The 23,264-nt window shown below is 70.1% G+C and carries 20 protein-coding genes; 6 read left to right on the plus strand and 14 right to left on the minus strand.

All coding sequences use genetic code 11. From position 1 onward, the window contains the following. Position 1: 1 nt before the first annotated feature. Both ABZ396_RS23710 and ABZ396_RS23715 read right to left on the minus strand, forming a co-directional pair. Positions 2-1,264, minus strand: coding sequence for an extracellular solute-binding protein (locus tag ABZ396_RS23710; RefSeq protein WP_358916858.1), 1,263 nt, complete (start codon positions 1,262-1,264; stop codon positions 2-4). Positions 1,265-1,529: 265 nt separating this feature from the next. Next, positions 1,530-2,021 carry an FBP domain-containing protein gene (locus ABZ396_RS23715; protein WP_358916860.1) on the minus strand — a complete coding sequence of 164 codons (492 nt, stop codon included), beginning with the start codon at positions 2,019-2,021 and terminating at the stop codon, positions 1,530-1,532. Positions 2,022-2,092: 71 nt separating this feature from the next. Here ABZ396_RS23715 and ABZ396_RS23720 point away from each other — a divergent pair, with 71 nt between their 5' ends. Genes ABZ396_RS23720 through ABZ396_RS23730 form a run of 3 tightly spaced genes read left to right on the plus strand, consistent with a single transcriptional unit; the run spans position 2,093 to position 4,140 of the window. Continuing rightward, positions 2,093-2,662, plus strand: coding sequence for a WHG domain-containing protein (locus ABZ396_RS23720; RefSeq protein WP_358916862.1), 570 nt, complete (start codon positions 2,093-2,095; stop codon positions 2,660-2,662). Between the two features lie 34 nt (positions 2,663-2,696). After that, a complete protein-coding gene (locus tag ABZ396_RS23725) occupies positions 2,697-3,905 on the plus strand; it encodes a GDSL-type esterase/lipase family protein (RefSeq protein ID WP_358916864.1) in 1,209 nt (402 codons plus the stop codon). Positions 3,906-3,924: 19 nt separating this feature from the next. Continuing rightward, the gene (locus ABZ396_RS23730) at positions 3,925-4,140 is read left to right on the plus strand and encodes a dodecin (RefSeq protein WP_358916866.1); all 216 of its coding nucleotides are present in this window, start codon (positions 3,925-3,927) and stop codon (positions 4,138-4,140) included. A gap of 28 nt (positions 4,141-4,168) precedes the next feature. On the opposite strand, the gene ABZ396_RS23735 is transcribed toward ABZ396_RS23730, so the two are convergent. Continuing rightward, positions 4,169-4,660, minus strand: coding sequence for a hypothetical protein (locus ABZ396_RS23735; RefSeq protein WP_358916868.1), 492 nt, complete (start codon positions 4,658-4,660; stop codon positions 4,169-4,171). A 223-nt stretch (positions 4,661-4,883) separates the two neighbouring features. Between ABZ396_RS23735 and ABZ396_RS23740 the strand changes: the two genes are divergently transcribed. Next, positions 4,884-5,882, plus strand: a complete 999-nt coding sequence (locus tag ABZ396_RS23740; protein WP_358916870.1) for an LLM class flavin-dependent oxidoreductase — start codon at positions 4,884-4,886, stop codon at positions 5,880-5,882. Here ABZ396_RS23740 and ABZ396_RS23745 read toward each other — a convergent pair whose 3' ends face one another. Next, on the minus strand, positions 5,883-8,357 hold the full coding sequence (locus ABZ396_RS23745; protein WP_358916872.1) for an ATP-dependent Clp protease ATP-binding subunit: 2,475 nt from the start codon (positions 8,355-8,357) through the stop codon (positions 5,883-5,885). Positions 8,358-8,506: 149 nt separating this feature from the next. Between ABZ396_RS23745 and ABZ396_RS23750 the strand changes: the two genes are divergently transcribed. Further along, positions 8,507-8,701 carry an antitoxin gene (locus ABZ396_RS23750; protein WP_358916874.1) on the plus strand — a complete coding sequence of 65 codons (195 nt, stop codon included), beginning with the start codon at positions 8,507-8,509 and terminating at the stop codon, positions 8,699-8,701. A gap of 396 nt (positions 8,702-9,097) precedes the next feature. Here ABZ396_RS23750 and ABZ396_RS23755 read toward each other — a convergent pair whose 3' ends face one another. From ABZ396_RS23755 to ABZ396_RS23775, 5 genes are all read right to left on the minus strand, one after another. After that, positions 9,098-9,961 carry a lysophospholipid acyltransferase family protein gene (locus tag ABZ396_RS23755; protein ID WP_358916876.1) on the minus strand — a complete coding sequence of 288 codons (864 nt, stop codon included), beginning with the start codon at positions 9,959-9,961 and terminating at the stop codon, positions 9,098-9,100. Further along, positions 9,961-10,725 carry a GNAT family N-acyltransferase gene (locus ABZ396_RS23760; protein ID WP_358916994.1) on the minus strand — a complete coding sequence of 255 codons (765 nt, stop codon included), beginning with the start codon at positions 10,723-10,725 and terminating at the stop codon, positions 9,961-9,963. Before ABZ396_RS23760 ends, ABZ396_RS23755 begins: the two co-directional genes overlap by 1 nt. Before the next feature lie 317 nt (positions 10,726-11,042). Then, positions 11,043-11,792: a succinate dehydrogenase/fumarate reductase iron-sulfur subunit gene (locus tag ABZ396_RS23765; protein ID WP_358916878.1), complete on the minus strand. Its 750-nt coding sequence runs from the start codon at positions 11,790-11,792 to the stop codon at positions 11,043-11,045. Further along, on the minus strand, positions 11,789-13,738 hold the full coding sequence (locus ABZ396_RS23770) for a fumarate reductase/succinate dehydrogenase flavoprotein subunit (RefSeq protein ID WP_358916880.1): 1,950 nt from the start codon (positions 13,736-13,738) through the stop codon (positions 11,789-11,791). The genes ABZ396_RS23765 and ABZ396_RS23770 overlap by 4 nt, the downstream gene beginning before the upstream one ends. Positions 13,739-13,740: 2 nt before the next feature. Next, positions 13,741-14,412, minus strand: a complete 672-nt coding sequence (locus tag ABZ396_RS23775; protein WP_358916996.1) for a succinate dehydrogenase — start codon at positions 14,410-14,412, stop codon at positions 13,741-13,743. A gap of 119 nt (positions 14,413-14,531) precedes the next feature. On the opposite strand from ABZ396_RS23775, the gene ABZ396_RS23780 reads away from it, so the two are divergent. Next, a complete protein-coding gene (locus ABZ396_RS23780; RefSeq protein ID WP_358916882.1) occupies positions 14,532-15,428 on the plus strand; it encodes a LysR substrate-binding domain-containing protein in 897 nt (298 codons plus the stop codon). Positions 15,429-15,491: 63 nt separating this feature from the next. On the opposite strand, the gene ABZ396_RS23785 is transcribed toward ABZ396_RS23780, so the two are convergent. Genes ABZ396_RS23785 through ABZ396_RS23805 form a run of 5 tightly spaced genes read right to left on the minus strand, consistent with a single transcriptional unit; the run spans position 15,492 to position 23,119 of the window. Further along, entirely contained in the window at positions 15,492-16,406 is a 915-nt protein-coding gene (locus ABZ396_RS23785; protein ID WP_358916884.1) for a carbohydrate ABC transporter permease, read from the minus strand. Continuing rightward, positions 16,403-17,335, minus strand: coding sequence for a sugar ABC transporter permease (locus tag ABZ396_RS23790; RefSeq protein WP_358916886.1), 933 nt, complete (start codon positions 17,333-17,335; stop codon positions 16,403-16,405). Before ABZ396_RS23790 ends, ABZ396_RS23785 begins: the two co-directional genes overlap by 4 nt. Further along, positions 17,332-18,717 (minus strand): extracellular solute-binding protein, encoded by a 1,386-nt coding sequence (locus ABZ396_RS23795; protein ID WP_358916888.1) that lies wholly within the window; start codon positions 18,715-18,717, stop codon positions 17,332-17,334. Before ABZ396_RS23795 ends, ABZ396_RS23790 begins: the two co-directional genes overlap by 4 nt. Before the next feature lie 25 nt (positions 18,718-18,742). Next, positions 18,743-19,840 carry an enolase C-terminal domain-like protein gene (locus ABZ396_RS23800; RefSeq protein WP_358916890.1) on the minus strand — a complete coding sequence of 366 codons (1,098 nt, stop codon included), beginning with the start codon at positions 19,838-19,840 and terminating at the stop codon, positions 18,743-18,745. Positions 19,841-19,891: 51 nt separating this feature from the next. Then, positions 19,892-23,119: a discoidin domain-containing protein gene (locus ABZ396_RS23805; protein ID WP_358916892.1), complete on the minus strand. Its 3,228-nt coding sequence runs from the start codon at positions 23,117-23,119 to the stop codon at positions 19,892-19,894. Positions 23,120-23,264: the final 145 nt, after the last annotated feature.

A 23,264-nucleotide genomic window follows, 5' to 3' on the forward strand; every position in this document is an offset into this window, starting at 1 on the left:
GTCACCCGAAGTCCGGCGCGAGCAGTTCGGTGATCCGCCGGGAGGCACGGCGGGCCCCGGTCGCGGGGTCCGCTCCGCCGAGCACCTCGGTCATATAGCCCTTGATCGGGTTGTCGGCCTCGACCGCCGGCCAGTCCGGGGTGTGCGGGGTCGCCCGTCCCTGCGCGGCTCCCGCCGCCATGGCGGCGACCCCCTCCGCCCCGGCGACCGCGCCCGCCAGCGTGGTCTTGTTGGGCACGTAGTTCATGGTGCGGGCCAGTTCGGTGTCCCACTTGGCGCCGGTGAGTGCGCCGACGACGGCGGTCGCGTCGTAGGGCCGGTCGGTGTTCTGCGGTACGACGAGGTCGGAGCCGCCGGTGAAGACGGCGCCGGGGTGGTCGGCCGTGCGGCCCGGCACCGGGAAGTAGCCGATCTCGTCCTTGAGTTCGGGGTTCTCCTGCACGATGGACTGGGCGAGGCCGGGCACCGCGACGATCTGTGCGACCTGACCGCCCGCGAACACCTGGGCCTGGGGCGGGTGTTCCTCGTCGGCGTCCACAGGTCCCCTGCCGAGGGCCTGGAGCCGCCGGTAGAAGTCCATCCCGCGCAGCGCGGCCGGGCTGTCCAGGGCGCCCTTCCAGCCGGCGTCCGTCTCCTCGGCCAGATCACCGCCCTCGTCCCAGACGAACCCGGAGAGGGTGTACCAGTCCTGTCCGGCGAGGTAAATTCCCTGGTTCCCGCCGGAGTTGAGCTTCTCGGTGTCGGCGAGCCACTCCTCGCGGGTCTTCGGCGGGGAGGTGAGGCCGGCCTTCTGGAAGAGGTCCTTGCGGTAGATGACGACACGGTTGGCCGCGTACCAGGGGATGCCGTACTGACGGGAGTCGTTGCGGCCGGGTTCGGCGAGGCCGGGCAGCCAGTGCTCCTTGCCCCAGTCGCGCATCGACTCCAGGGTGAGGTCGGTGAGCCGGCCGCCCTCGACGTACTGCGGGACCTGGGTGTTGCCGACCTCGATCACGTCGGGAACGTCCGCGGAGCCGGACTTGAGCGCCGCCTGCACCTTGTCCACGATCCCGGTCCACTGCTGGATACGGATGTCGAGCCGGATGTCCTGGTGGGTGCGTTCGAAATCGGCGGTGAACCGGCGCAGGAACTCCTCCGACGCGCTGTTCTGCATCAGCCACACCGTGACGGTGCGCCGCTCGCCCTCCCCACCCGGCAGGACGCCACAGGCGCTGAGCAGCGCGGCGGACACACAGACGAGCGCGAGCGGGCGAAGAGGTCTCACGAGGGGTTCCTGTTCTGTCTGGCGGACAGGGAAGAGACCCGACGTGGGGGGAACGAGCACTGGCGCTCGTACGGGTGTACGGGATTTTGGTATGGACCAATGCGAAGGGTCAAGACCCGGCGAGCCCAAGGACGTGGCGGGGCGACTGCGCACCCCTCCGCGCAGGGTCAGCCGGCCAGGTACTGGCCGAAGAATCCGTGAGCTTGGCGGCGGCGGGGGTGACGCACAGCGCCCCGGGCAGCTGTGACCTGCGCGGCCGGTCGCCTCATGCGGTGACCCTTGCGATGAACGCCGTGAGGTTCGCGACGGTCCGCTGGATCTTCTCCTCCAAGGTGAGCGACTCGGGGAGGCGTGCGCCGACGCCCGCGTCCTTCTTGCCTCGTACGTACAGCGGGCAGGCGAGGTCGCTGCAAATGTAGAGGCCCACGGAATTGCCCTGCTGTCCGGCCTTGCCGGCTTTCGCGGCGACCATCAGCGAGACGCCCCCGGTGTGGGTGGTCATGCACAGCGAGCACATGCTCCGCCGCGTCTGCCAGGAGGTGGCGCTGGAGCTGCGCAGGGCGAGTGCCACCGGGCGGCCGCCGAGCTCGATGGCGAGGTAGGCCCGGTCGGAAGCCTGGGGGTCCCTCCAGCCGAGGAAGTCCAGGTCGTCCCACGGCCGCTCGGCCAGGTCACGGGGGACGGACAGGCGCTTGGCCTCGCCCTTGGTGCAGTTCACGAAGGCGGTGCGGATCTCCCGCTCGCTCAGGGGTCTCATGATGGGCAGGCTAATTTGCCTATAAGCTTTAGGCAAATGCATTATTGTTGCCGCTGAACAGGAGGAAGGTTATGGCTAGAGCAGGCCTGACCCCGGAGCGGCTGACCCTGGCGGGCGCGGAGCTGGCCGACGAGGTCGGCTTCGACCAGGTGACCGTCTCGGCACTCGCCCGGCAGTTCGACGTCAAGGTCGCGAGTCTGTACTCGCACCTGAAGAACTCCCAGGAACTCAGGACCAGGATCGCCCTGTTCGCCCTGGAGGAACTCGCCGACCGGGTCGCCGACGCCCTGGCCGGGCGGGCCGGGAAGGACGCTTTGGCCGCCTTCGCGGATGCCTACCGCGACTACGCCCGGGAACACCCTGGCCGGTACGCGGCCGCACGACTGCGCCTCGATCACGAGACGGCGGCCGCCAGTGCCGGGGTGCGGCACGCACAGATGACGCGGGCGATCCTGCGCGGCTACGACCTGAAGGAGCCGGACCAGACGCACGCGGTCCGAATGCTGGGCAGCGTCTTCCACGGCTACGTCAGCCTGGAGCTGGCCGGGGGTTTCGAGCACAGCGCCCCCGACGCGCAGGAGTCGTGGGCCTGGATCGTGGATTCCCTCGACGCTCTGCTACGGAACCGGGCCACCCCCTGAACCATCCGGAAACATCGATCAACAGGCTGAGGCAATGAGCACCGAACACGACTGGATCACCACACCCGTCACCGTGGACATCCTGCGCGGCTTCCTCGATGTGGAAGCAACCGCGCACGGACTGCTGCCGCATCGGCTGCCCGCCCGGGCGCGCCGGCAGATCCCCGACAGCCAACTGGCCCTGGCCGAGGCCCAGCCCTCCGGCGTGCGGCTGGTCTTCCGTACCCGGGCCACCACCATCGAACTGGACACGCTGCCCACCAAGCGGGTCTACCGGGGGTTCCCGGCCCCGGCGGACGGCACGTACGACCTGCTGGTCGACGGCCGTCTCGCGGCCCAGGCCACGGTGGGCGGCGGCAACGTGCACACGATCACCGACATGCTCACCCAGGCCTACGAGCTGTCGGAGGGACCCGCCGGCACCGCCCGGTTCACCGGTCTCCCCGCCGGTGACAAGAACGTCGAGATCTGGCTTCCGCACACGGAGGTCACCGAGCTGATCGCCCTGCGCACCGACGCCCCCATCGAGCAGGCACCGGACAGCGGGCGCAGGGTGTGGCTGCACCACGGCAGTTCCATCAGCCACGGGTCGAACGCCACGCACCCGACCGCCATCTGGCCGGCCCTGGCGGCCGCCCAGGGTGAGGTGGAACTGGTCAACCTGGGGTTCGGCGGCAGTGCGCTGCTGGACCCGTTCACCGCCCGCGCGATGCGGGACACCCCCGCGGACCTGATCAGCCTGAAGATCGGCATCAATATCGTCAACGCCGACACCATGCGTCTGCGGGCATTCACCCCCGCGGTCCACGGCTTCCTCGACACCGTCCGCGAGGGGCATCCGACCGCGCCACTGCTGGTCGTCTCCCCCATTCTGTGCCCGCTCCAGGAGGACACGCCCGGCCCACTCGCGCCCGACTTCGACGGCGGAACCCCGCGGTTCAAGGCGACCGGCGATCCGGCCGAACGCGCCGCCGGGCGACTGACGCTCAATGTCATCCGTGACGAACTCGCCCGTATCGTCGAACAGCGGGCGGCCGACGACCCGAACCTGCACTACCTCGACGGCCGGGACCTCTACGGCGAGAAGGACTACGCGGAAATCCCCCTGCCCGACGACATCCACCCCGATCCGGCAGGACACCGCCGCATCGCCGAGAACTTCGGGCGGCTCGCGTTCGCCGCCGACGCCCCCTTCGCAACTGACGCCTCGCGCTCCGCTTCGGGATGCGGCACCTTGGAGTGACCACGAGAGGAGCATCCCGATGACGAACCACACCTACCGGGTCACCGAGATCGTCGGCACCTCGCACGAGGGCATCGACCAGGCCATCCGCAACGGTGTCGCACGCGCCGGCCAGACCCTGCGCAACCTGGACTGGTTCGAGGTGACACAGGTCAGGGGCCAGATCGAGAACGGGCAGATCGAGCACTACCAGGTAGGCCTGAAGGTGGGCTTCCGCATCGAGGACGAGGGCTGACGGCTCCAGGACCCGGGCCGGGCGGGGCTCAGGTCCGCCCCTCCCCCTCCTGGGCCTGCTCCAGCGCGGCCGAGCGGTCGGCCCAGCGGGCCCGCACCACGGTGAACCCGGCCCGTTCGGCGTCGTCGCACACCAGCTCGTCGTCATCGACCAGGACGCGGACCTCACGTCGTTCGGCGAGGCCGCGCAGGACCTCCAGCTTGGTGTGCCGGGCGGGCCTGCGGTCGGCGTTGCGCCGCATGTGCACGCGCCCCTCGGGCAGCCCCTGGGCGGCGAGCCACTCCAGGGTGTCGCGCCGGCAGCGCTCGGGCCGCCCGGTGAGATAGACGATCTCGCACTCCTCCGCGGTCGCCACGGCCAGCGCGATCCCCTCGGCGAGCGGCGGGTCGTGCGGCGCGGCCGCGAAGAACGCGTCCCAGTCCCGGGGCCTGCGCTCCAGGAACCGCTGCCGGTGCGCGGTGTCGGCGAGGGTGTTGTCGATGTCGAACACGGCGATCGGACGCCTACTGCTCTCGGTCACGCCGTAACCCTAGTCGCGGCAACGACATCGGCCCGGGGCGCCGTCTGCCGGGGCTAGGGCCGACGGCCCGGGAAAGCGCCCCGGCACTCGTCCCGGAGAAACGTCGACGGCGTCCGCCACCTGGTGCCGCGGCACCGCGTCAGGGCCTACGAGCGCGGCCTGCCGCACCTCCGGGACCGGCCGTCGGCGGGAATCATGGGGGCGCCCCGGTGTTGAACCGTCTGTGAACGCACTGATCGCCCGGACCCGGTTCTCCGTCCTCGACCGCTCCCGCACTCGGGAGGGACACGCCCCCGGTGCGGCGCTGCGGGACACCGTGGCGCTGGCGCGGGAGGTGGAGGCGCTCGGGTATCACCGGTTCTGGGTGTCGGAGCATCACGGTGTGCCCGGGGTCGCCGGTTCGGCTCCGACCGTGCTCGCCGCCGCCGTCGCCGCGGCGACCCGGACCATCCGGGTCGGCACCGGCGGTGTCATGCTGCCGAACCACCAACCCCTGATCGTGGCCGAGCAGTTCGGGGTGCTGGAGTCGTTGTTCCCCGGGCGGATCGACATGGGGCTCGGCCGGTCGGTGGGTTTCACCGACGGGGTCCGCAGGGCGCTGGGGCGCGACAAGGACGACGCCGAGGACTTCGCGGCGCAACTCGGTGAGCTGCTCGGCTGGTTCGAGGGCACCTCGCCGACCGGGGTGCGGGCCCGCCCTGCGGAGGGGCTGCGGGTGCCGCCGTTCGTGCTGGCGATGGGCGAGGGCGCGGACATCGCGGCCCGCGCCGGGCTGCCCATGGTCATCGGCGATCTGCGCAACCGGGAGAGGATGCGACGCGGCATCGACCGCTACCGCGACCGCTTCCGTCCCTCCCCCTGGGCGACCGAGCCCTACGTCGTGATCTCCGGGACCGTCGCCGTCGCCGGCACCCCCGAGGCGGCCCGCCGGCTGCTCGTCCCCGAGGCCTGGTCGATGGCGTACTCCCGCACCCACGGCACCTTCCCGCCGCTGCCCCCGGCCGAGGCCGTGCAGAACCGGACGATGACCGTGAAGGAGCGCGGCTTCTACGAGTCCGGCCTCGCCGGGCACCTTGCCGGTACCGAGGACCAGGTCGCGCACGAACTGGAGACGGTTCTGAAGGAGACGGCCGCCGACGAGGTCCTGGTCACGACCAGCACCTACGACCGGCCGGCCCTGCTGGACTCCTACCGGCGGCTGGCCGCGCTCGTGCAGGCCTGATCAGCCGACCTCGGCCGGCTTGTCGGACCTGATCACGATCTGGCCGTCGGCCGCGTCGACCACCGCCCGGTCGCCCGCCGTGAGCTGGCCGGACAGCAGCAGGTCGGCCAGACGGTCGTCCACCTCGCGCTGGATGGTGCGACGCAGCGGGCGGGCGCCGAAGTCGGGCTCGTGACCGAGGTCGGCCAGCAACTCGGCCGCCGTGTCGGTGATGTCGAGGGAGACGTTCTGGGCGTGCAGCCGGCGCCGGGTGTGCTCCAGCAACAGGCTGACGACCTGGCGCAGTTGGGTGCGGTCCAGGCCGCGGAAGACGATGATCTCGTCGATGCGGTTGAGGAACTCCGGCCGGAAGTGCTGCTGGAGGGCCGGCATGACCGCCTCGCGGACCTTGGTGTAGTCCTCGGTGCCGGCGGCCAGGATACGGTCGGCGCCGATGTTCGACGTCATGATGACCACCGTGTTCTTGAAGTCGACGGTACGGCCCCGGGAGTCGGTGAGACGGCCGTCGTCCAGCAGCTGGAGCAGGGTGTTGAAGACGTCCGGGTGCGCCTTCTCCACCTCGTCAAGGAGCAGCACGGCGTACGGCTGCCTGCGCACCGCCTCGGTGAGCTGACCGGCCTCCTCGTGGCCGACGTATCCGGGCGGGGCGCCGACCAGCCGGGAGACCGTGTGGCGCTCCTGGAACTCGCTCATGTCCAGGCGGATCATGCGGCTCTCGTCGCCGAAGAGGGCGGCGGCCAGGGCGCGGGCCAGCTCGGTCTTGCCGACGCCGGTCGGGCCCAGGAAGAGGAAGCTGCCGACGGGGCGGTTGGGGTCGCTCATGCCGGCGCGGGCGCGGCGGACCGCGCGGGCGACGGCGGTGATCGCCTCGTCCTGGCCGACGACCCGCTCGTGGAGGTGCTCCTCCAGCTTCATCAGCCGCTCCCGCTCCTCCTCGGTGAGCTGGGCGACCGGGATGCCGGTGGTGCGGGAGACGACCTCGGCGATGTCCTCGGCGGTGACCTTGGGCGCGTGCTCTTCGGCCGTGCCCGCCCGCTCCAGCTCGGCCTCGGTCTCCTTGATCCGGTCGCGGACCTCCTTGGCGCGTTCGTACTCCTCGTCGGCGACGGCCTGGTCCTTCTCCCGGTTCAGGGCGGCGATCCGGTCCTCGATGTCCCGGGTGTCGGTGGGCGGGGTCTTCGAGCGCAGCCGGACCCGGGCGGCGGCCTGGTCCATCAGGTCGATCGCCTTGTCGGGCAGGAAGCGGGAGGTGATGTACCGGTCGGAGAGCTCGGCCGCCGCGACGAGGGCCTCGTCGGTGATGCGGACCTGGTGGTGGGCCTCGTAGCGGTCGCGCAGACCGCGCAGGATCTCGATGGTGTCGTCGACGGTGGGCTCACCGACCAGGATGGGCGCGAACCGGCGTTCCAGGGCCGCGTCCTTCTCGATGTGCCTGCGGTACTCGTCGACGGTGGTCGCGCCGATGAGGTGCAACTCGCCGCGCGCGAGGGCGGGTTTGAGGATGTTGCCCGCGTCGAGGGCTCCGTCGCCGCCCCCGCCGGCGCCGACGACGGTGTGCAACTCGTCCAGGAACAGCACCAGTTCGTCACTGTGCTCGCGGACCTCGTGGAGGAGTTTCTTCAGCCGTTCCTCGAACTCGCCCCGGTATTTGGTGCCGGCCACCATTCCGGCCAGGTCCAGGGAGACCAGCCGCTTGCCTTCGAGGGTCTTGGGCACGTCGCCGGCGACGATCCGCTGCGCGATGCCCTCGACGATGGCGGTCTTGCCGACACCGGGGTCACCGATCAGGACGGGGTTGTTCTTGCTGCGCCGGGAGAGCACCTCGATGGTCTGCTCGACCTCCTCGTCCCGCCCGATCACCGGGTCCAGGCGCCCGGCCCGCGCGTCCTCGGTGAGATCACGGCCGTACTCGTCGATGGTCGGCGTGGTGCTGGGTTTCTTCCGCTCCCCCGCGCCCTCGGCCGGCATCCGGGTCGGCTCCCAGCCGCCTTCGCCGAGCGCCCGCCCGGCCGTCGACTCCGGGTTCGCGGCGAGCGCACGAAGCAGATGCTCGGGGCCAATGTAGGAGGCGCCCTCGGCGCGGGAGATCTGGTAGGCGTCGAGCAGGGCGCGCTTGGCGGCCGGGGTGAAGGCCGTGGGCTCAGTCCTCTCACCGCCGCCGTGACCGGCGGTGAGCCGCTCGCGGAGCTGGTCGGGGTCCGCGCCCGCCTCGGTGAGCAGCCGGCGGGTGGACTCATGGGAGGTGGCCGCGGCCAGCAGATGCCTGGCGTCCAGTTCCTCGCTGCCCTCGACGGCGGCGAGGCCCCTGGCCTCGGCCACCAGCTCTCGCGCCCGCTCGGACAGCAGGCTGCCGACGTCGACGCGCTGCGGACGGCGGGCCGGTGTGCCCGGTCCGGATCCGCCGAAGAAGCGGGACATCAGCTCGTCGAACTCCTCGAAGGGACTGCGTCCGAATCCGAAACCGGGAGTGCTCATGGGGCCAGGCCTTTCTGCGGGCGGCGGGAATCCGCGTCTTCCAAGCTGGCACAGGCATGGCGGCCCCGCACGGGGACGCCCGCCGAGATGCGGACCGGGCCCGGCCCGGTGACGCTGGGAGGAAGTCTCAACCAGCGAGGAGGGCTGCCATGTCCATGCTGGACAAGCTCAAGGGCATGCTCAAGGGCCACGAGGACCAGGCCAAACAGGGCGTCGACAAGGGCGGCGACATGATCGACCAGCGGACCGGAAACAAGTACCAGTCCCAGGTCGACATGGCCCAGAAGAGGGCCGACGACTACATCGAGCAGGAGCGGAACCGCAACAACCCTCCGCAGTCCTGACGAACCGCACGGGCTGGACTCGCGGGGTTTGTCCCTGCCCGGCGAGTCGCCCGTACGGAGTCTCCCCCGATGCACAGCCCCCACGATCCGTACGTCCGCGTCCGTGGCGCCCGGGCCCTGTCTGTCTCGGTACCTCCCCCGATGATCTTCAGGAACGCTAACAGGTTGCCCCTGCCGTCGAGTACGACGCCCAGTCCCGCTCGCCCAGGGAACTCGGACGGGCGGCGGCCAGCCCACGGGGCAGCCCTCAGGACAGCCCACCGGCCGGCTGACCGGCCGGCTCACGGGGATGCCGGCCGGTGACCGGCCGACAGGCGGCGGTGGCATGGGCGGTCCGGGCGGCACGCCGACCCAGCAGCACGTCCACACCATCACCCGCACGCCCAACGGCGGTGACTACGGCGCCGACTTGCTCAAGCTCCAATTGGAGACCGACCACTGAGAGCCCTTGCCGGGGCTCACCAGAGCCGCGTGCGTCCAGGCCGGCTCGTGGGTCACCGGCTGGGCGGCGCGGGCGAGGGTGCGACGGTCCGGGTGGCTGCCGGCCGGTATCAGCGGCCGTATGTCCACCTCGGCCACCAGGCCGCGGGTCGACACCACTCGCCACAGGGACGCCAGCAGCGTGTCCTCGCCGACGTAGGCGGGCACGGTGCTGGCCTCTCCCGCTTCCAGCCGGTAGTGCAGGCGCACCGGCTGCACGGGCGCGCCGGCGTCCAGGGCGGCCTGGAACACGGCCCGGCGGAACCGGCCCTGGGCCCGGCCGCACCAGGTGCTGCCCTCCGGGAAGGCGACCACCGCGACACCCTCCCGCAGCGCGCCCGAGATCCGGGCGACCGTTTCCGGCAGCGCGCGCAGCCGGTCCCGGTCGATGAACAGCGCCCCGGCGCCGGCCACCAGCGCACCGGCCACCGGCCACTCGCGGATCTCCTTCTTGGCGAGCATCCGCGCCGGCCGTACGGCGGCCAGCAGTGGGATGTCCAACCAGGAGATGTGGTTGGCGACAAGGAGCACCCCACCGGTGCCGGGGGCACTGCCGGTGACCCGGACCCGGACCCCGGCGGCCCGGACGACCAGCCGGGAGAACCGCCGCACCCACTCGGCGGGGATCCGCCCGCCGAGCGGGAGCAGCACGATCGCGGTCAGCATCAGGGCCACGACCGCGGCGAACCGCAGCACGGCACGGGGTACGACGGTGAGGGACCCCGCGGACTCCACGCACGCGCCCGGGGTGCACGGCGCGCTGGGCAGCCAGACGCTCATCAGGCCGGGACGAGCGAGAGGAAGTGCCGCAGATAGCGCGAGTTGACCCGGCGCATCGACAGCAGGACGTACATGTCGGCGACCCCGAAGTCCGGGTCGTGCGCGGGCTCGCCGCACACCCAGGCGCCGAGGCGCAGGTAGCCGCGGAGCAGCGCCGGCAGTTCGGTACGGCCCTCCGGAGCCGGCCCCTCGGGGACCCACGGCCGCAGCGGTCGTACCCGAAACTCCTCCGGGGCGAGGTGCTTGGCCTGCACGCGCTCCCAGGTGGCGGCCGCGAGGGCACCGCCGTCGGCGAGCGGAATGGAGCAGCAGCCGGCCAGCCACTCGTGGCCGCGGTCCACCATGTACCGGGCTATGCCGGCCCAGATGAGGCCGATCACGGCGCCGTCGCGGTGGGCGGGGTGCACACAGGAGCGGCCCACCTCGACCAGTCCGGGGCGGATGCCGTCGAGCGGGCTCAGGTCGAACTCGCCCTCGGAGTACAGGCGGCCGGCGACCGCGGCACGCTCGGGCGGCAGCAGTCGGTAGGTGCCGACGACCTCGCCGGTGAGGGCTTCACGGATCAGGAGGTGGTCGCAGAACGCGTCGAAGGCGTCCACGTCCAGACCCGGTTCCGGCCCGTCGAGCCGGGCGCCCATCTCTCCGGCGAACACCTGGTAGCGAAGTCGCTGCGCGGCCCGGACGTCGTCCTCGTCACGGGCGAGCTGCACCAGATAGCCGGAGTCCCCGGATGGGGCGGCGAGAGCGGGGGGTGAGGCGGGCATGGCGGTCATGGAGGTCTCCTGCGCCGAGCGGAAGCTGAGGAAATCTGCACCTGCTTTCTTCCTTGGCAGGCTGGACTCGGCGTGACGTGCGCGGGACCCGGGGATGTGCGACTGCTGAATGCCGGGAATCGGGGGGTGGTGCACCCCCGCGCGTGGCCTGATGGACGCGCTGAGGCAACGTTACCGTGACCCAGCCGGGCCGTTGCGCGCCCCTGGAGGACGGTCGGCGAACGGCGAGACGGGGCCGGGGAGCACCAGTCCCGACCCCGCCCGTCCGCACTTGTCGGCGAACGTTCACCGAAGCGCCCCCTACGGCGCTACCGCTTCCCCGCCTTCCGGGTGGCCCGCAGCCACTCCTTGTTCATGCTCGTGATGGACACCAGGGGGATCCCCTTCGGGCAGGCCGTCGCGCACTCCCCCGTCAGGGTGCACCCGCCGAAGCCCTCGTCGTCCATCTGCGCCACCATGTCCAGCACCCGCGTCTCCCGCTCGGGCGCCCCCTGGGGCAGCACGTTCAGATGATTGATCTTGGCGGAGGTGAAGAGCATCGCCGCCCCGTTGGGGCAGGCCGCGACACACGCCCCGCACCCGATGCACTCCGCGTGTTCGAACGCGAAGTCGGCGTCGGCCTTCGGCACCGCCGTGGCGTGCGCCTCAGGCGCGGACCCGGTCGGCGCGGTGATGTACCCGCCGGCCTGGATGATCCGGTCGAACGCGGTCCGGTCGACCACCAGGTCCTTGATCACCGGGAAGGCGGCCGCCCGCCACGGTTCGATGTCGATCGTGTCGCCGTCCTTGAAGGACCGCATGTGCAGCTGGCAGGTGGTGGTCCGCTCGGGACCGTGCGCATCCCCGTTGATCACAAGGGAACACGCGCCGCAGATCCCCTCGCGGCAGTCGTGGTCGAAGGCGACCGGGTCCTCGCCCTTGAGGATGAGCTCCTCGTTGAGGGTGTCGAGCATCTCCAGGAAGGACATGTCCGACGAGATGCCGTCCACCTCGTATGTGGACATCGCGCCGTCGGCGTCGGCGTTCTTCTGCCGCCAGACGCGCAGGGTGAGCTTCATGCGTAGCTCCGCTGGGTGGGGTGGACGTACTCGAAGACCAGGTCTTCCTTGTGCAGCACCGGGGCGTCCCCGGTGCCGGTGAACTCCCAGGCGGCCGCGTACGCGAACTCGTCGTCCCTGCGGGCGGCTTCGCCGTCGGGAGTCTGGGACTCCTCGCGGAAGTGACCGCCGCAGGACTCGGCGCGGTGCAGCGCGTCGAGGCACATCAGCTCGGCGAGTTCCAGGTAGTCGACGATGCGGTTGGCCTTCTCCAGGGACTGGTTGAACTCCTCACCCGTCCCGGGCACCTTGATGCGCCGCCAGAACTCCTCGCGGATCTGCGGGATGCGTTCAAGTGCCTTGCGCAGCCCGGAGTCCGTACGGGCCATACCGCAGAACTCCCACATCAGTTCGCCGAGTTCACGGTGGAAGGAGTCGGCCGTACGGTCGCCGTCGACGGACAGCAGCAGGTTCAGCCGGTCCTCCGTCTCCGCCAGCACCTCCTGTACGGCGGGGTGTCCGGCCGTCACCGCCTCCTGGTGGGGGTTGCGGGCGAGGTAGTCGTTGATGGTCGCCGGCAGCACGAAGTAGCCGTCGGCCAGGCCCTGCATCAGCGCGGACGCGCCGAGCCGGTTCGCCCCGTGGTCGGAGAAGTTGGCCTCGCCGATCGCGAACAGGCCCGGGACGGTGGTCTGCAGGTCGTAGTCGACCCACAGGCCGCCCATCGTGTAGTGCACGGCGGGATAGATCCGCATCGGCACCTGGTACGGATCCTCGTCGGTGATCCGCTGGTACATGTCGAAGAGGTTGCCGTACTTCGCCTCTACGGCCTTCCGCCCCATCCGCGCGACGGCGTCGGCGAAGTCGAGATAGACGCCCTGCCCACCGGGCCCGACCCCCCGCCCCTCGTCGCAGACGTTCTTCGCGGCGCGGGAGGCGATGTCGCGCGGGACGAGGTTGCCGAAGGACGGGTAGATGCGCTCCAGGTAGTAGTCGCGCTCGTCCTCGGGGATCTGGTTGGCGGGCCGGGTGTCGCCCTTGGCCTTGGGCACCCAGATCCGGCCGTCGTTGCGCAGCGACTCGCTCATCAGGGTGAGCTTGGACTGGTGGTCGCCGGTGCGCGGGATGCAGGTGGGGTGGATCTGGGTGAAGCACGGGTTGGCGAAGTAGGCGCCACGCCGGTGCGCCCGCCAGACGGCGGTCGCGTTGGAGTTCATGGCGTTCGTCGACAGGTAGAAGACGTTGCCGTAGCCGCCGCTGGCCAGTACGACGGCGTCCGCGAAGTACGTGTCGATGCGACCGGTGATCAGATCCCGGGCCACGATGCCGCGCGCCCGTCCGTCGACGACGATCAGGTCGAGCATCTCGGTGCGCGGATGCATCTCCACGTTCCCGGCGGCGATCTGCCGGCTCAGTGCCTGGTACGCGCCGAGCAGCAGTTGCTGGCCCGTCTGGCCGCGGGCGTAGAAGGTCCGGGACACCTGCACACCGCCGAACGACCGGGTGTCGAGCAGACCACCGTACTCACGGGCGAACGGCACGCCCTGCGCCACGCACTGGTCGATGATCTCGACGGAGATCTGCGCGAGCCGGTGGACGTTCGACTCACGGGCCCGGAAGTCACCGCCCTTGACGGTGTCGTAGAACAGCCGGTGGATGGAGTCGCCGTCGTTGCGGTAGTTCTTCGCCGCGTTGATACCGCCCTGCGCGGCGATGGAGTGCGCGCGGCGCGGGGAGTCCTGGTAGCAGAACTGGACGACGTGGTAGCCCTGTTCGGCGAGGGTGGCCCCGGCGGAGCCCCCGGCGAGGCCGGTGCCGACGACGATCACGGTGTGCTTGCGCCGGTTGGCGGGGTTGACCAGCTTGGCCTCGAAACGGCGCTTGTCCCAGCGTTCGTTGATCGGTCCGGAGGGCGCCTTGCCGTCGGCCACGGCTTCGCCGGTCGTGTAGTTCACGTAGTCGGTCATGTTCAGCTCACCACTCCGGTCATGACACCCACGGGTACGGCGATGAAGCCGGCCGTGAGCAGCAGCGCGAGGACGTTGGCGACGGTCTTGAGGGCGCGGTCGCGGGTGCGGCTGCCGACGCCGAGGGTCTGGGCGGCGCTCCAGAAGCCGTGCCGGACGTGCAGGCCGAGCGCGAGCATCGCGACGATGTAGATGACGTTGCCGTACCAGGTGGAGAAGGTGTCCACGACGTTCTGGTACGGGTGGCCCTCCTGGAAGCCGCCGGAGTGCACGGTGCCGGTGGTCAGGTCGAGGATGTGCCAGACGATGAACAGGCCGAGGATGATCCCGCCCCAGCGCATGGTGCGGGTCGCGTAGCCGGCCCGGGGCCTGCCGTGCACGTACTTGGTGGGGCGCGCCCTGATGTCACGGCGGCTGAGCTGGTACGCGGACGTGGCGTGGGCGACCACGGCGACGACCAGGACGATCCGGATGAGCCAGAGCGTCCACTCGTAGTGCATGAAGGGTTCGCCGACGGTGCGCAGCCAGTGGGCGTAATGGTTGAATTCGCCCGCCCCGAAGTAGATCTTCAGGTTGCCGATCATGTGCACGACCAGGTAGAGCAGCATGATCAGGCCGCTGACGGCCATCACGGTCTTCTTGCCGACGGAGCTGTCCCACATCGTGCGCGCCATGGACGGCCGTCGGTCCGTCCGCGTTGCCAGAGCCATGTTGAGGACGGTAGAGCCCGAGGACCCGATCGGTCCAAGACATGGTCCGGCTCGATTCCATAGCCGGGAGCTATCGTGTCACCATGCAGTTCCAGCAGCTTCAGTACTTTGTCGCCGTGGCCGAGACCCGGCACTTCACCCGGGCCGCCGAGCTGGTCCATGTCGCCCAGCCCTCGCTCTCCCAGCAGATCAAGGCGCTGGAGCGGGAGCTGGGGGCGGATCTGTTTCTGCGGGCCCGGGGCAACATCACCCTCACCGACGCGGGTGAGGCGCTGCTGCCGCTGGCCCGGCGGATCCTCGCGGACGCGGACACCGCCCGGCACGAGGTGCAGGAGCTGGTGCAGCTGCGCAGCGGCCGGGTTCGGCTGGGGGCGACGCCGAGCCTGTGCACCGGGTTGCTGCCGGATGTGCTGCGGGCGTTCCACGACCGCTATCCCGGGATCCAGCTGCTGATCGAGGAGAGCGGCTCCCATGACCTGGTACGGGAGCTGGCGCGCGGGGCGCTGGATCTGGCCCTGATCGTGCTGCCGCTGCCGCCGGCGTCGCCCGCGCTGACCACGGTCGAGCTGTTGCGGGAGGACCTGGTGGTGGTGTCCTCGCCCGAGGCGACGGTGCCCGGGCGGGGGCGGGGCGGGGTGGAGATCTCCGACCTGGAGGGGGAGCGGCTGGTGATGTTCCGGCACGGCTACGACCTGCGGGAGCTGACCGTCGCCGCGTGCCGCTCCGCTGGGTTCGAGCCGAGTTTTGCCGTGGAGGGGGGCGAGATGGACGCGGTGCTGGGGTTTGTGCGGGCCGGGTTGGGGGTGGCCGTGGTGCCCCGGATGGTCGCCGCTCGGTCGGGGCGGGGGTTGCGGGTCACTCCGCTGGCTCGGCCGGGGTTGCATCGGACGATCGCTTTGGCGCACCGGAGTGATGTGGCGCCGCCCAGGGCTGCGCGGGAGCTGCAGAAGATGCTTTTGGTGTCTGCGGGTGCGTTGTGACTGGTCGCGTAGTTCCCGCGCCCCTAAGGGGCGCTCTAGGCACCGCGCCTTTCCCGGTACCGCTTATTCCTTGGTCGCTCCCGCGAGCATCCCCGACACCAGCGTTCGCTGGGAGAAGAGGAAAAGCACCAGGACCGGCAGGATCGCGACGACGATCGCCAGGGCCAGTTCGGGGATCGTGATGTTCAGGCCTGCTCCAGCGACCGGGTTGAAGGACGGTGTGGATGTGAGCAGTTGGTTCAGGCCCACCTGGACCGGGTACTGGTCGCTGTTCGGCAGGACCAGGTACGGCAGGAAGAAGTTGTTCCAGTTGCCGACGAAGCTGAAGAACGCGACCAGTCCGATCACCGGCTTGGCCAGCGGCAGCGCGATGCGGGAGAAGAGCTGCCATTCGGTGCAGCCGTCGATCCGCGCCGCCGACAGCAGGTCCCTGGGCAGGCTGCTGCCGAAGTAGATGTACACGAGGTACACGCCGAACGGGTAGAAGGAGAAGGGCAGGATCACCGACCAGACGGTGCCGATGAGGTGGAAGCGGTTGAGCTCCAGGAAGATCGGCAGTACCAGGGTGGCCTGCGGCATGATCATGGTGACGAGGGTGACCACGAGCAGGGTCTTTCGGCCCCTGAACCTCGTCAGGGCCAGGGCGTAGCCGGCCGGCACGCTGACGGCCAGGGTCAGGACGAGCGAACCGCCGGAGTAGATCGCCGAGTTCCGCAGCCAGGTGAGCATGGCGCCGTCCTGGAAGGCGAAGAGATGGCGCCAGGCGGCTCCGATCTGCCCGAACGAGCCGAAGGACAAGGGATTGTCGCGGACGACCTCCCCGGCCGTCTTGGACGGCGCGAGCAGCAGCCAGATCACCGGCAGGACGAAGAACACCAGCAGGAAGGCCAGCAGCACAGCCACGACCAGGAAGGACAGGGCTCGGGACGGCCGGATGCGCCGGATCGCCGCTGCCGGGAAGGGACTTGATTGCGTCATGACTCATCCAACGTGAACAGGTTCGAGCGGGCGACCAGCAGCCCGGCGGCCAGGAGGCCCACGGCGAGAAGGACGACGGAGATGGCGGCGGCGCCGTTGAAGTCGCCCTGCTGGAAGGCGTAGACGTACGCGAGCTGGTTGGGTGACCAGGTGGGGCTGACCCGGCCCAGGCTCGCCGTCTGCAGCAGTTGCGGCTCGACGAACAGCTGGGTGCCGGTCGCGAACGCCATGATGGTCATGTAGACGATCCACTGCCTGATCATCGGGATCTGGATGTGCCAGGCGGTACGCCAGGGGCCCGCGCCGTCCATCCGCGCGGCTTCCAGTACCTCGTCGGGGATGTTGTTGAGCGCCCCGTACATCACGACCATCCAGCCGCCGGCGCCGGTCCAGAAGGCGATGAGCATGAGGATCAACGGCAGGTTGGCGGGGGCCAGGACGGCCGCGAAGGTCTGCATGCCCATGCTCTTCAGCAGCCAGGACACCGGGCTGACGTCCGGGTCCAGCATGAACAGCCAGACCAGGACGCCGGCGACGCCGGCCAGGGCGCCGGGGATGTAGTAGAGGAAGCGGAAGAGCGCCGAGGTGCCGGGCCGGACCCGGCCGCGCAGGATCACCGCGACCAGGACGACCAGGACCACGAGAGCGACCAGCCACAGCAGCAGGTAGATCAGCATGTGGCCGAAGGCCGGACCGAAGCGGTAGTCCTGGGCGACCTTGATGAACTGGTTCAGCCCGGTGAACTGGCCGCGGTCGTTGGTGAACGCCAGGTAGAAGGAGTAGGCGGTCGGGACGACGCCGAAGGCGAGCAGCAGCAGCGTGTATCCGGCGACGAACCAGTAGCCCGCGCGGCCGCGGCCGCCGCGCCGCGGTGGTCTGCCGTGGCGCGGCAGGGAGACGGCGACGCGCTCGGTCTCCAGCAGGGTCACTGGCCGACCACCTTGTATCCGTGTGCCTTCGCCTCGTTGCCGATCTCGTGCTGCCAGGCCGGCAGCGTCTCGGTCAGGCTCTTTCCGGCCGTCAGGGCGGGCAGGACGACACTGGACCAGGCGGTGGCGTCCGAGAACCTGGTGTTCGACCAGCCGGTCCACACCTCGTTCGCGGCCTGCTGGAACGCCGCGCTCACGTCGTTGGCGAAGTAGTCGCTGTTGGCGGGGTTCTTCAGCCAGGCCTGCGCGGCCTTGGTGTAGGCGGGGTAGGTGGGCGCGGTCGCCTGGTTCTCGTCGGAGGTGGTGAGCCAGGTGACCAGGTCCGTGGAGGCCTTGAGGTTGGCGCTGTGCGAGGACACCATCCAGACCCCGCCGCCCACGTTGCCGGTGGCCGTGGCGGTCTCCCCCTGCCACTTGAGCGGAGGCGCCGCGGCGATCTGCTTGGCCGGGGTCTTGAAGGCGGACTTGAAGAGGTACTGGCCGTACCAGGAGGGGCCGTACGCCATCAGGACCTTGCCGCCGCTGTCCTTGGCGAAGCCCTGGCTGAAGAAGCCCTTCGTGGTGACGGCCTTGGCGTCGATCAGGCCGTCGAGGAGCTTGGCCGTGCGGGTGCAGTGCGGGTCCTGCAGAGCGGTGCGCAGGGTGTCCGGCCGCACCAGGTCGAAGGCCGGGCACTGGCCCGACCAGAAGTACGACTCGTGAGAGTTGGTGTCGCCGACCGAGCCGACGACATAGCCGGGGTGCTCCTTCGCCGCCCGCTTGCCGAGGGTCTGGTACTCCTCCCAGGTCACGGGGACCTGGTAACCCCACTTGTCCATGAGGGACTTGTCGTACCAGAGGACGACCTGCGCGATGTCGTTGCGCAGGCAGTAGGTGTGGCCGTTGAACTGACAGGGTGTCAGGGAGCCCTTGGCGAAGCCGTCCAGTGTGTTCCGCGGGACGAGGTCACCGTCCAGCGGTGCGGCGAACGGCTGCACGCCGGGCTTGGTGGGCTCCGAGGCCCAGGTCACATCGGTGGGCGAGCCGAAGACGACGTCGGGCCAGCCGCCGCCGGTCCGGTCGAACAGCTGCACCTTGGACTGGAGGTAGGTCGAGCCGTCGGCACCGCCGTCGTACGTGACGATGTCCATCTTCACGTTCGGATGGGCCTTCTGGTACGCCTGCACCGACGGCAGACGGGTCGAGTCCGTCCACACCGTGATCTGCGAACTGTCCTTCTGCGTCACCGGTTTGAAGGTCGACTGCCTGGGGGTGGACGGGGAGGTGGTGTCGGCGCTGGCACAGCCGGCCAGGAGCGCCGCGGTGGACAGGGAGAGCACGGCGGCCGTCGTACGCAGAGCGGAGCGGCGTCGGCCCGCTCTCAGGGACACGGAAGACCTCATCGTCTTGCCTTTCTGTTCTTGCCGGTCAGCGCGGCTGTTCGACGAACGGCAGGAGGTCCCTGCCGTAGCCGAAGTCGAGGGGAAGGGCGATGCCGGGCCCGGTGGGGGCGTGGACCAGGCCCTGGTCGTCCACATGGCGCTCGCGTACGACCGTCGTCGCGGTCACCAGGGACTCGTAGTAGGTGGTGTTGGAGATGGCCATGCACAGGTGGTGGTTGGGGATGTCCGAACCGTGCACCTCGGCGCGCAGCCGGTAGGCGTCGGCGAGGTGGGCGGTGCGCATGGCGCCGGTGATGCCGCCCCGGAGGGTGGTGCCGGCCCGTACGCCGAAGGTGGCGGCGCCGGCCCGGATGAAGTCGGCGGAGTTCATATGGGCCCCGTCGGAGGTCTCGGCCACCAGCAGCGGGACGTCCACGGCCTCGGCGAGCTGCCGGTACGCGGAGACGCTGAACTCGCGCATCGGCTCCTCGTACCAGAGGTAGTCGGCCTCGGAGAGGGCCCGACCGACGCGGATCGCGTCGGGCAGGTCGAAACCGGCCGAGCCGTCGTACATCAGGGGCACGTCCGGGCCGACGTGCTCGCGCAGGGCCAGGCAGAGCCCGGCGTCCCGGCGGGCGTCGCCCCAGGCGTGCAGCTTGATGCCCCGGTAGCCGAGGGCCAGGCACTGGTCCGCGACGTCGAGGAACTCCGCGGTGCTGGCGAACGTCGAGGTGGAGGCGTAGGCCGGGATGCTCTCCCGGAAGCCGCCGAGCAGGCGCCAGACCGGCTGGCCGTGGTAGCGGCCGGCCAGGTCCCACAGGGCGATGTCGATCAGGCCCAGGGTGGGGAGCGGGAGTTCGTGGATACGGTCGAGCTCCCACACCCGGTGCCACAGCCACTCCCGCTGGAACGGGTCGGCTCCGACCAGTTCCTCGCGGAAGACCCGGTCCACCAGCTCCGTGAGCGTGGTGAAGGCTCCAGGGCGGGCGAACAGGGCCACTCCCTCGGCCCCCTCATCCGTGCCGAGGTGCAGCACCGCCCCGTCGCCGGCCGGAGCGCTGCCGCTCAGCCCGTCCCGCCAGCGGAAGGGCGGGCTGGCCGCCGGAACGTCGATCCGGTGTACTTCGGCATGGGTGATCTTCATCCTGGCTTTCGTTTCTGTGGTGAGGTGACGGCCGGGAGCGGAGCGGAGGGCTCAGAAGCCGCCGTACGCCTGGAGTTCGTAGACGCTGCCGCCGTTCCAGCTGGAGCCGGTGACGGTCAGGCGGAGGTAGCGGGCGGTGACGGGCTCGTCGGCGAAGGAGTAATTGGTCTGTGCGACGGTGTTCTCGGCGGTGTGGTCCTCGAACGTCGACCAGTTCCCGCCGTCGGTGGAGTACTCCAGGCGGTACCTGTAGCCGCCGGACTTCTCGAAGGTGGTGACCACGGCGGAGACGCTGGTGTCCTTGCCGAGGTCCACCTGGAGCCAGGACGGGTCGGGCAGCCCGAGGCCCTGGGCCCAGCGCGTCGACAGATCACCGTCGACCGCCTTCGCAGGAACGTTTCCTTCCGAGTCGGAGGAGGCCGTAGCGGTCTTGTCCAGCGCCAGGTCGTCGTCGGGCGGGGTGGTCACCTCGGCGGCCGGGCTGGGCTCGGAGGCGTTGAGTTCGGCGTCGCGGGCCACGACGGTGAAGGAGTACTTAGTCTCCGGCTTCAGGCCTCCGACCCTCAGCGTCGTCGCGTCGGTGACGCCGACCCGCTGGCCATCCCGGTAGACGACGTAGCTGGTCACACTCGTGTCGTCGGTGGCGGCCGGCCAGCGGACGTCCACCAGGCCGGGCAGCAGCGCCTTGGCGGTGGGCTGTCCGGGCGAGGTGGGGGCGGTGTGGTCCGAGCCGGGTGCGCGGGCGGTGCCGTAGACCTGGAAGTCGAAGATACTGCCGCCGTTGCCGCTGGAGCCGGTCACGGTCAGCCGTACGAAGCGGCCGGCGACGGGGGCGTCGGTGTGGGCGTAGTCGGTCATCGACGTGGTGTTCTCGGCGGTGTGGTCCGTGAGGTTGCGCCAGTGGACCTCGTCCGGCGACACCTCGACGCGGTACTCGTAGCCGCTGCTCTTCTCGAAGGTGGTGATCGCGCCGTTCACGTCGTACGAGGCTCCGAGGTCGACCTGGATCCACGACGGGTCGGGCAGCCCCAGGCCCTGCGCCCAGCGCGTCGACAGGTCACCGTCGACCGCCTTCGCCGGGACGTTCCCCTCCGAGTCGGAGGAGGCGGTGACCGGCTTCCTCAGCGCCAGGTCCTGGCCGTCGGGCAGGGTGACCGTCAGGGCCGGGCTCGGCTTGGACTCGTTGCCGGCCGCGTCACGGGCGGTGACGGTGAAGGTGTATGTCCTGCCCGCCGTGAGTCCGGAGAGGCGTACGGAGGTCTTGCCTGAGGCGTTGACGAGCTTGCCGTCCTGGTAGACCGAGTAGCCGGTGACCGCGGTGTCGTCGGTGGCGTCGGGCCAGTCGAGGTCGGCGACGGTCGGGAAGTCGGTGACCGCGGCCGGGGTGCCGGGTGCGGTGGGCGCCTGGTGGTCGGTGACCGCGGGGCCCGGGTCGAGGTGCCGGTAGGGCTCCTGGAGGCCGGCGTTGTTCACGATCGAGGCGGGCAGCTGCTCGCACGAGCCGACGGTGACATTGCCGCTGACATCGTTGTTCTGGCTCAGGTACTGGACGCTGAAGGCGGGTTGGGTGGTGTAGTTGCCCTTCGCCGTGTTGTCCGTGGCGTGGTTCATCAGCAGCCACTGGAAAGCGATGTCGCAGAAGGCGTTGCCGGTGTTCTCCCAGTGCCGGCTGCCCTCGTCGTGGTAGACGGCGCCGTAGGCCGGGGCCGGGACGTCGTGGATGTAGTTGCCGGAGACCTTGCCGCCGGGGTCGCTGCTGAGGGTGTAGACCGCTCCGCCGTCGGCCTGCGACTTCATGATGTCGCTGATCTCGTTGTCGCTGACGACGTTGTCACGGCTGATGGTTGGGGTGCCGGAGACCGAGATGCCGGCGTTGTCCGGGTACGCGGAGTTGCCGCCCTGGTCGGTCAGTCCCCAGCCCCAGCCGACGGAGATACCGCTGTAGGGCAGGTCGTGGACCTCGTTGTGAGTGATCACTGTGGAGTCGGTGTAGCCGGCCAGGATGCCGAGCGAGCCGTTGTACTGGTCGGCGACCTTGGTCACGACGTTGTTGTCGACCAGGGTGTCCTTCGTGATGTCGCGGGCGTCGTCGGGATGGGCGTCGCCCCAGGTGACTCCGCCGATCTGGATGCCGGTCGCGGCGATCTGGCGGAAGACGTTGCCGGTGACCGTCGTGTGCTGGGTGCCGGTGTTCAAGTTCAGGCCCACGGCACCGAGGTGGGTGAAGGTGTCCCCGGTGAACTCGATGCCCTGTCCGTGGCTGACATTGACGGCGCCGGGCGTCTTTTTCCATTTCAGGCGGGTGGAGTCGAAGGTCGGGTTGCCGTCGCCGACCATCCGGAAGCCGGCCTGGCCCTCGATGAGCCCGTCGGGCGAACTCGGTTCGAGCCAGGTGGAGTAGGAGAAGGTGATGCCCTGGAAGGCCACGTCCGTGACGGGGCGGTCACGGGTGCCGTTCAGGTCGACCAGGTCCTGCACCACGGGTACTGTGACGTCCGCGGTCCTGATGTTCTCGCCCGGCTCGGGCATGTAGTAGATCTCGCCCGCACCCTTGTCCAGGTACCACTCCCCCGGGCGGTCCAGCAGTTCGCGGGCGTTCTCCAGCCAGGTCGGGGTCTGGATCTCCTGGCCCTGCTGGAGGTTGGCGTTGTGCCAGCACGGCTGCCGTATCGTCATGGCGTTGCCGGAGATCGACGCCACGGGGCAGCGCATGAGCTTCCAGCCCCAGGAGCTGACGACTTCGAGGTCCGAGGGGTGCTGGTAGTTACTGATGCCAGTGTCGGTGAAGGTGTAGCCGGTGGAGGTCTTACTGAAGCCGGAGGGGTCCTTGCCGCTGCGGGCGCGGGTCCTCAGCTCGCCGTTCACGTAGAGCTGGCGGGTGTCGACGCCGGTCAGCTTGGCCTTGTAGACCTTCCCGCCGGTGTCGGCCGGGGTCCAGCCGGTGACCTGCTTGCCGCCGCTGATCACCGGGTGCGCGCCCGGAGCGGCTTCGTAGACGATCTTCTGCCCGTCCCTGCCGGAGTCCTGGGCGGTCAGGGTGAAGGTGCGGCTGAGCCGGTAGGTGCCGGACAGCAGCCGGACGTGGACGTCGCCGTCGGTCTTGTTCTTGGCGTCGCGCACATAGTCCCGTGCGTGTTCCAGCGTTTCGAAGGGGTGTGCGGCGGTGCCGGGGCCGGTGTCCTTGCCGGCCGGGGAGACATAGACGGTGAGGCCGGACGGTGGCGCGGCGGCCTGGGCCGGGGCGACGGTCAGGGGCGCCGCCGCGGCGGCCAGGGACACGGCGGCTATGAGGATTCTTCGCAGGGGCGCGCGTCGGCCACTGCGAGCAGACGGAAGAGACACGGATATCCAATCGCCTGGGGGATGTGACGCGGGAAGCCGGTCGTCCACCGGCTCCCCGGGACGTCGATCGGCGCCCGTGCGA

Source organism: Streptomyces sp. NPDC005866 (assembly GCF_040629895.1).
In the GTDB taxonomy this organism is placed as follows: Bacteria; Actinomycetota; Actinomycetes; order Streptomycetales; family Streptomycetaceae; genus Streptomyces.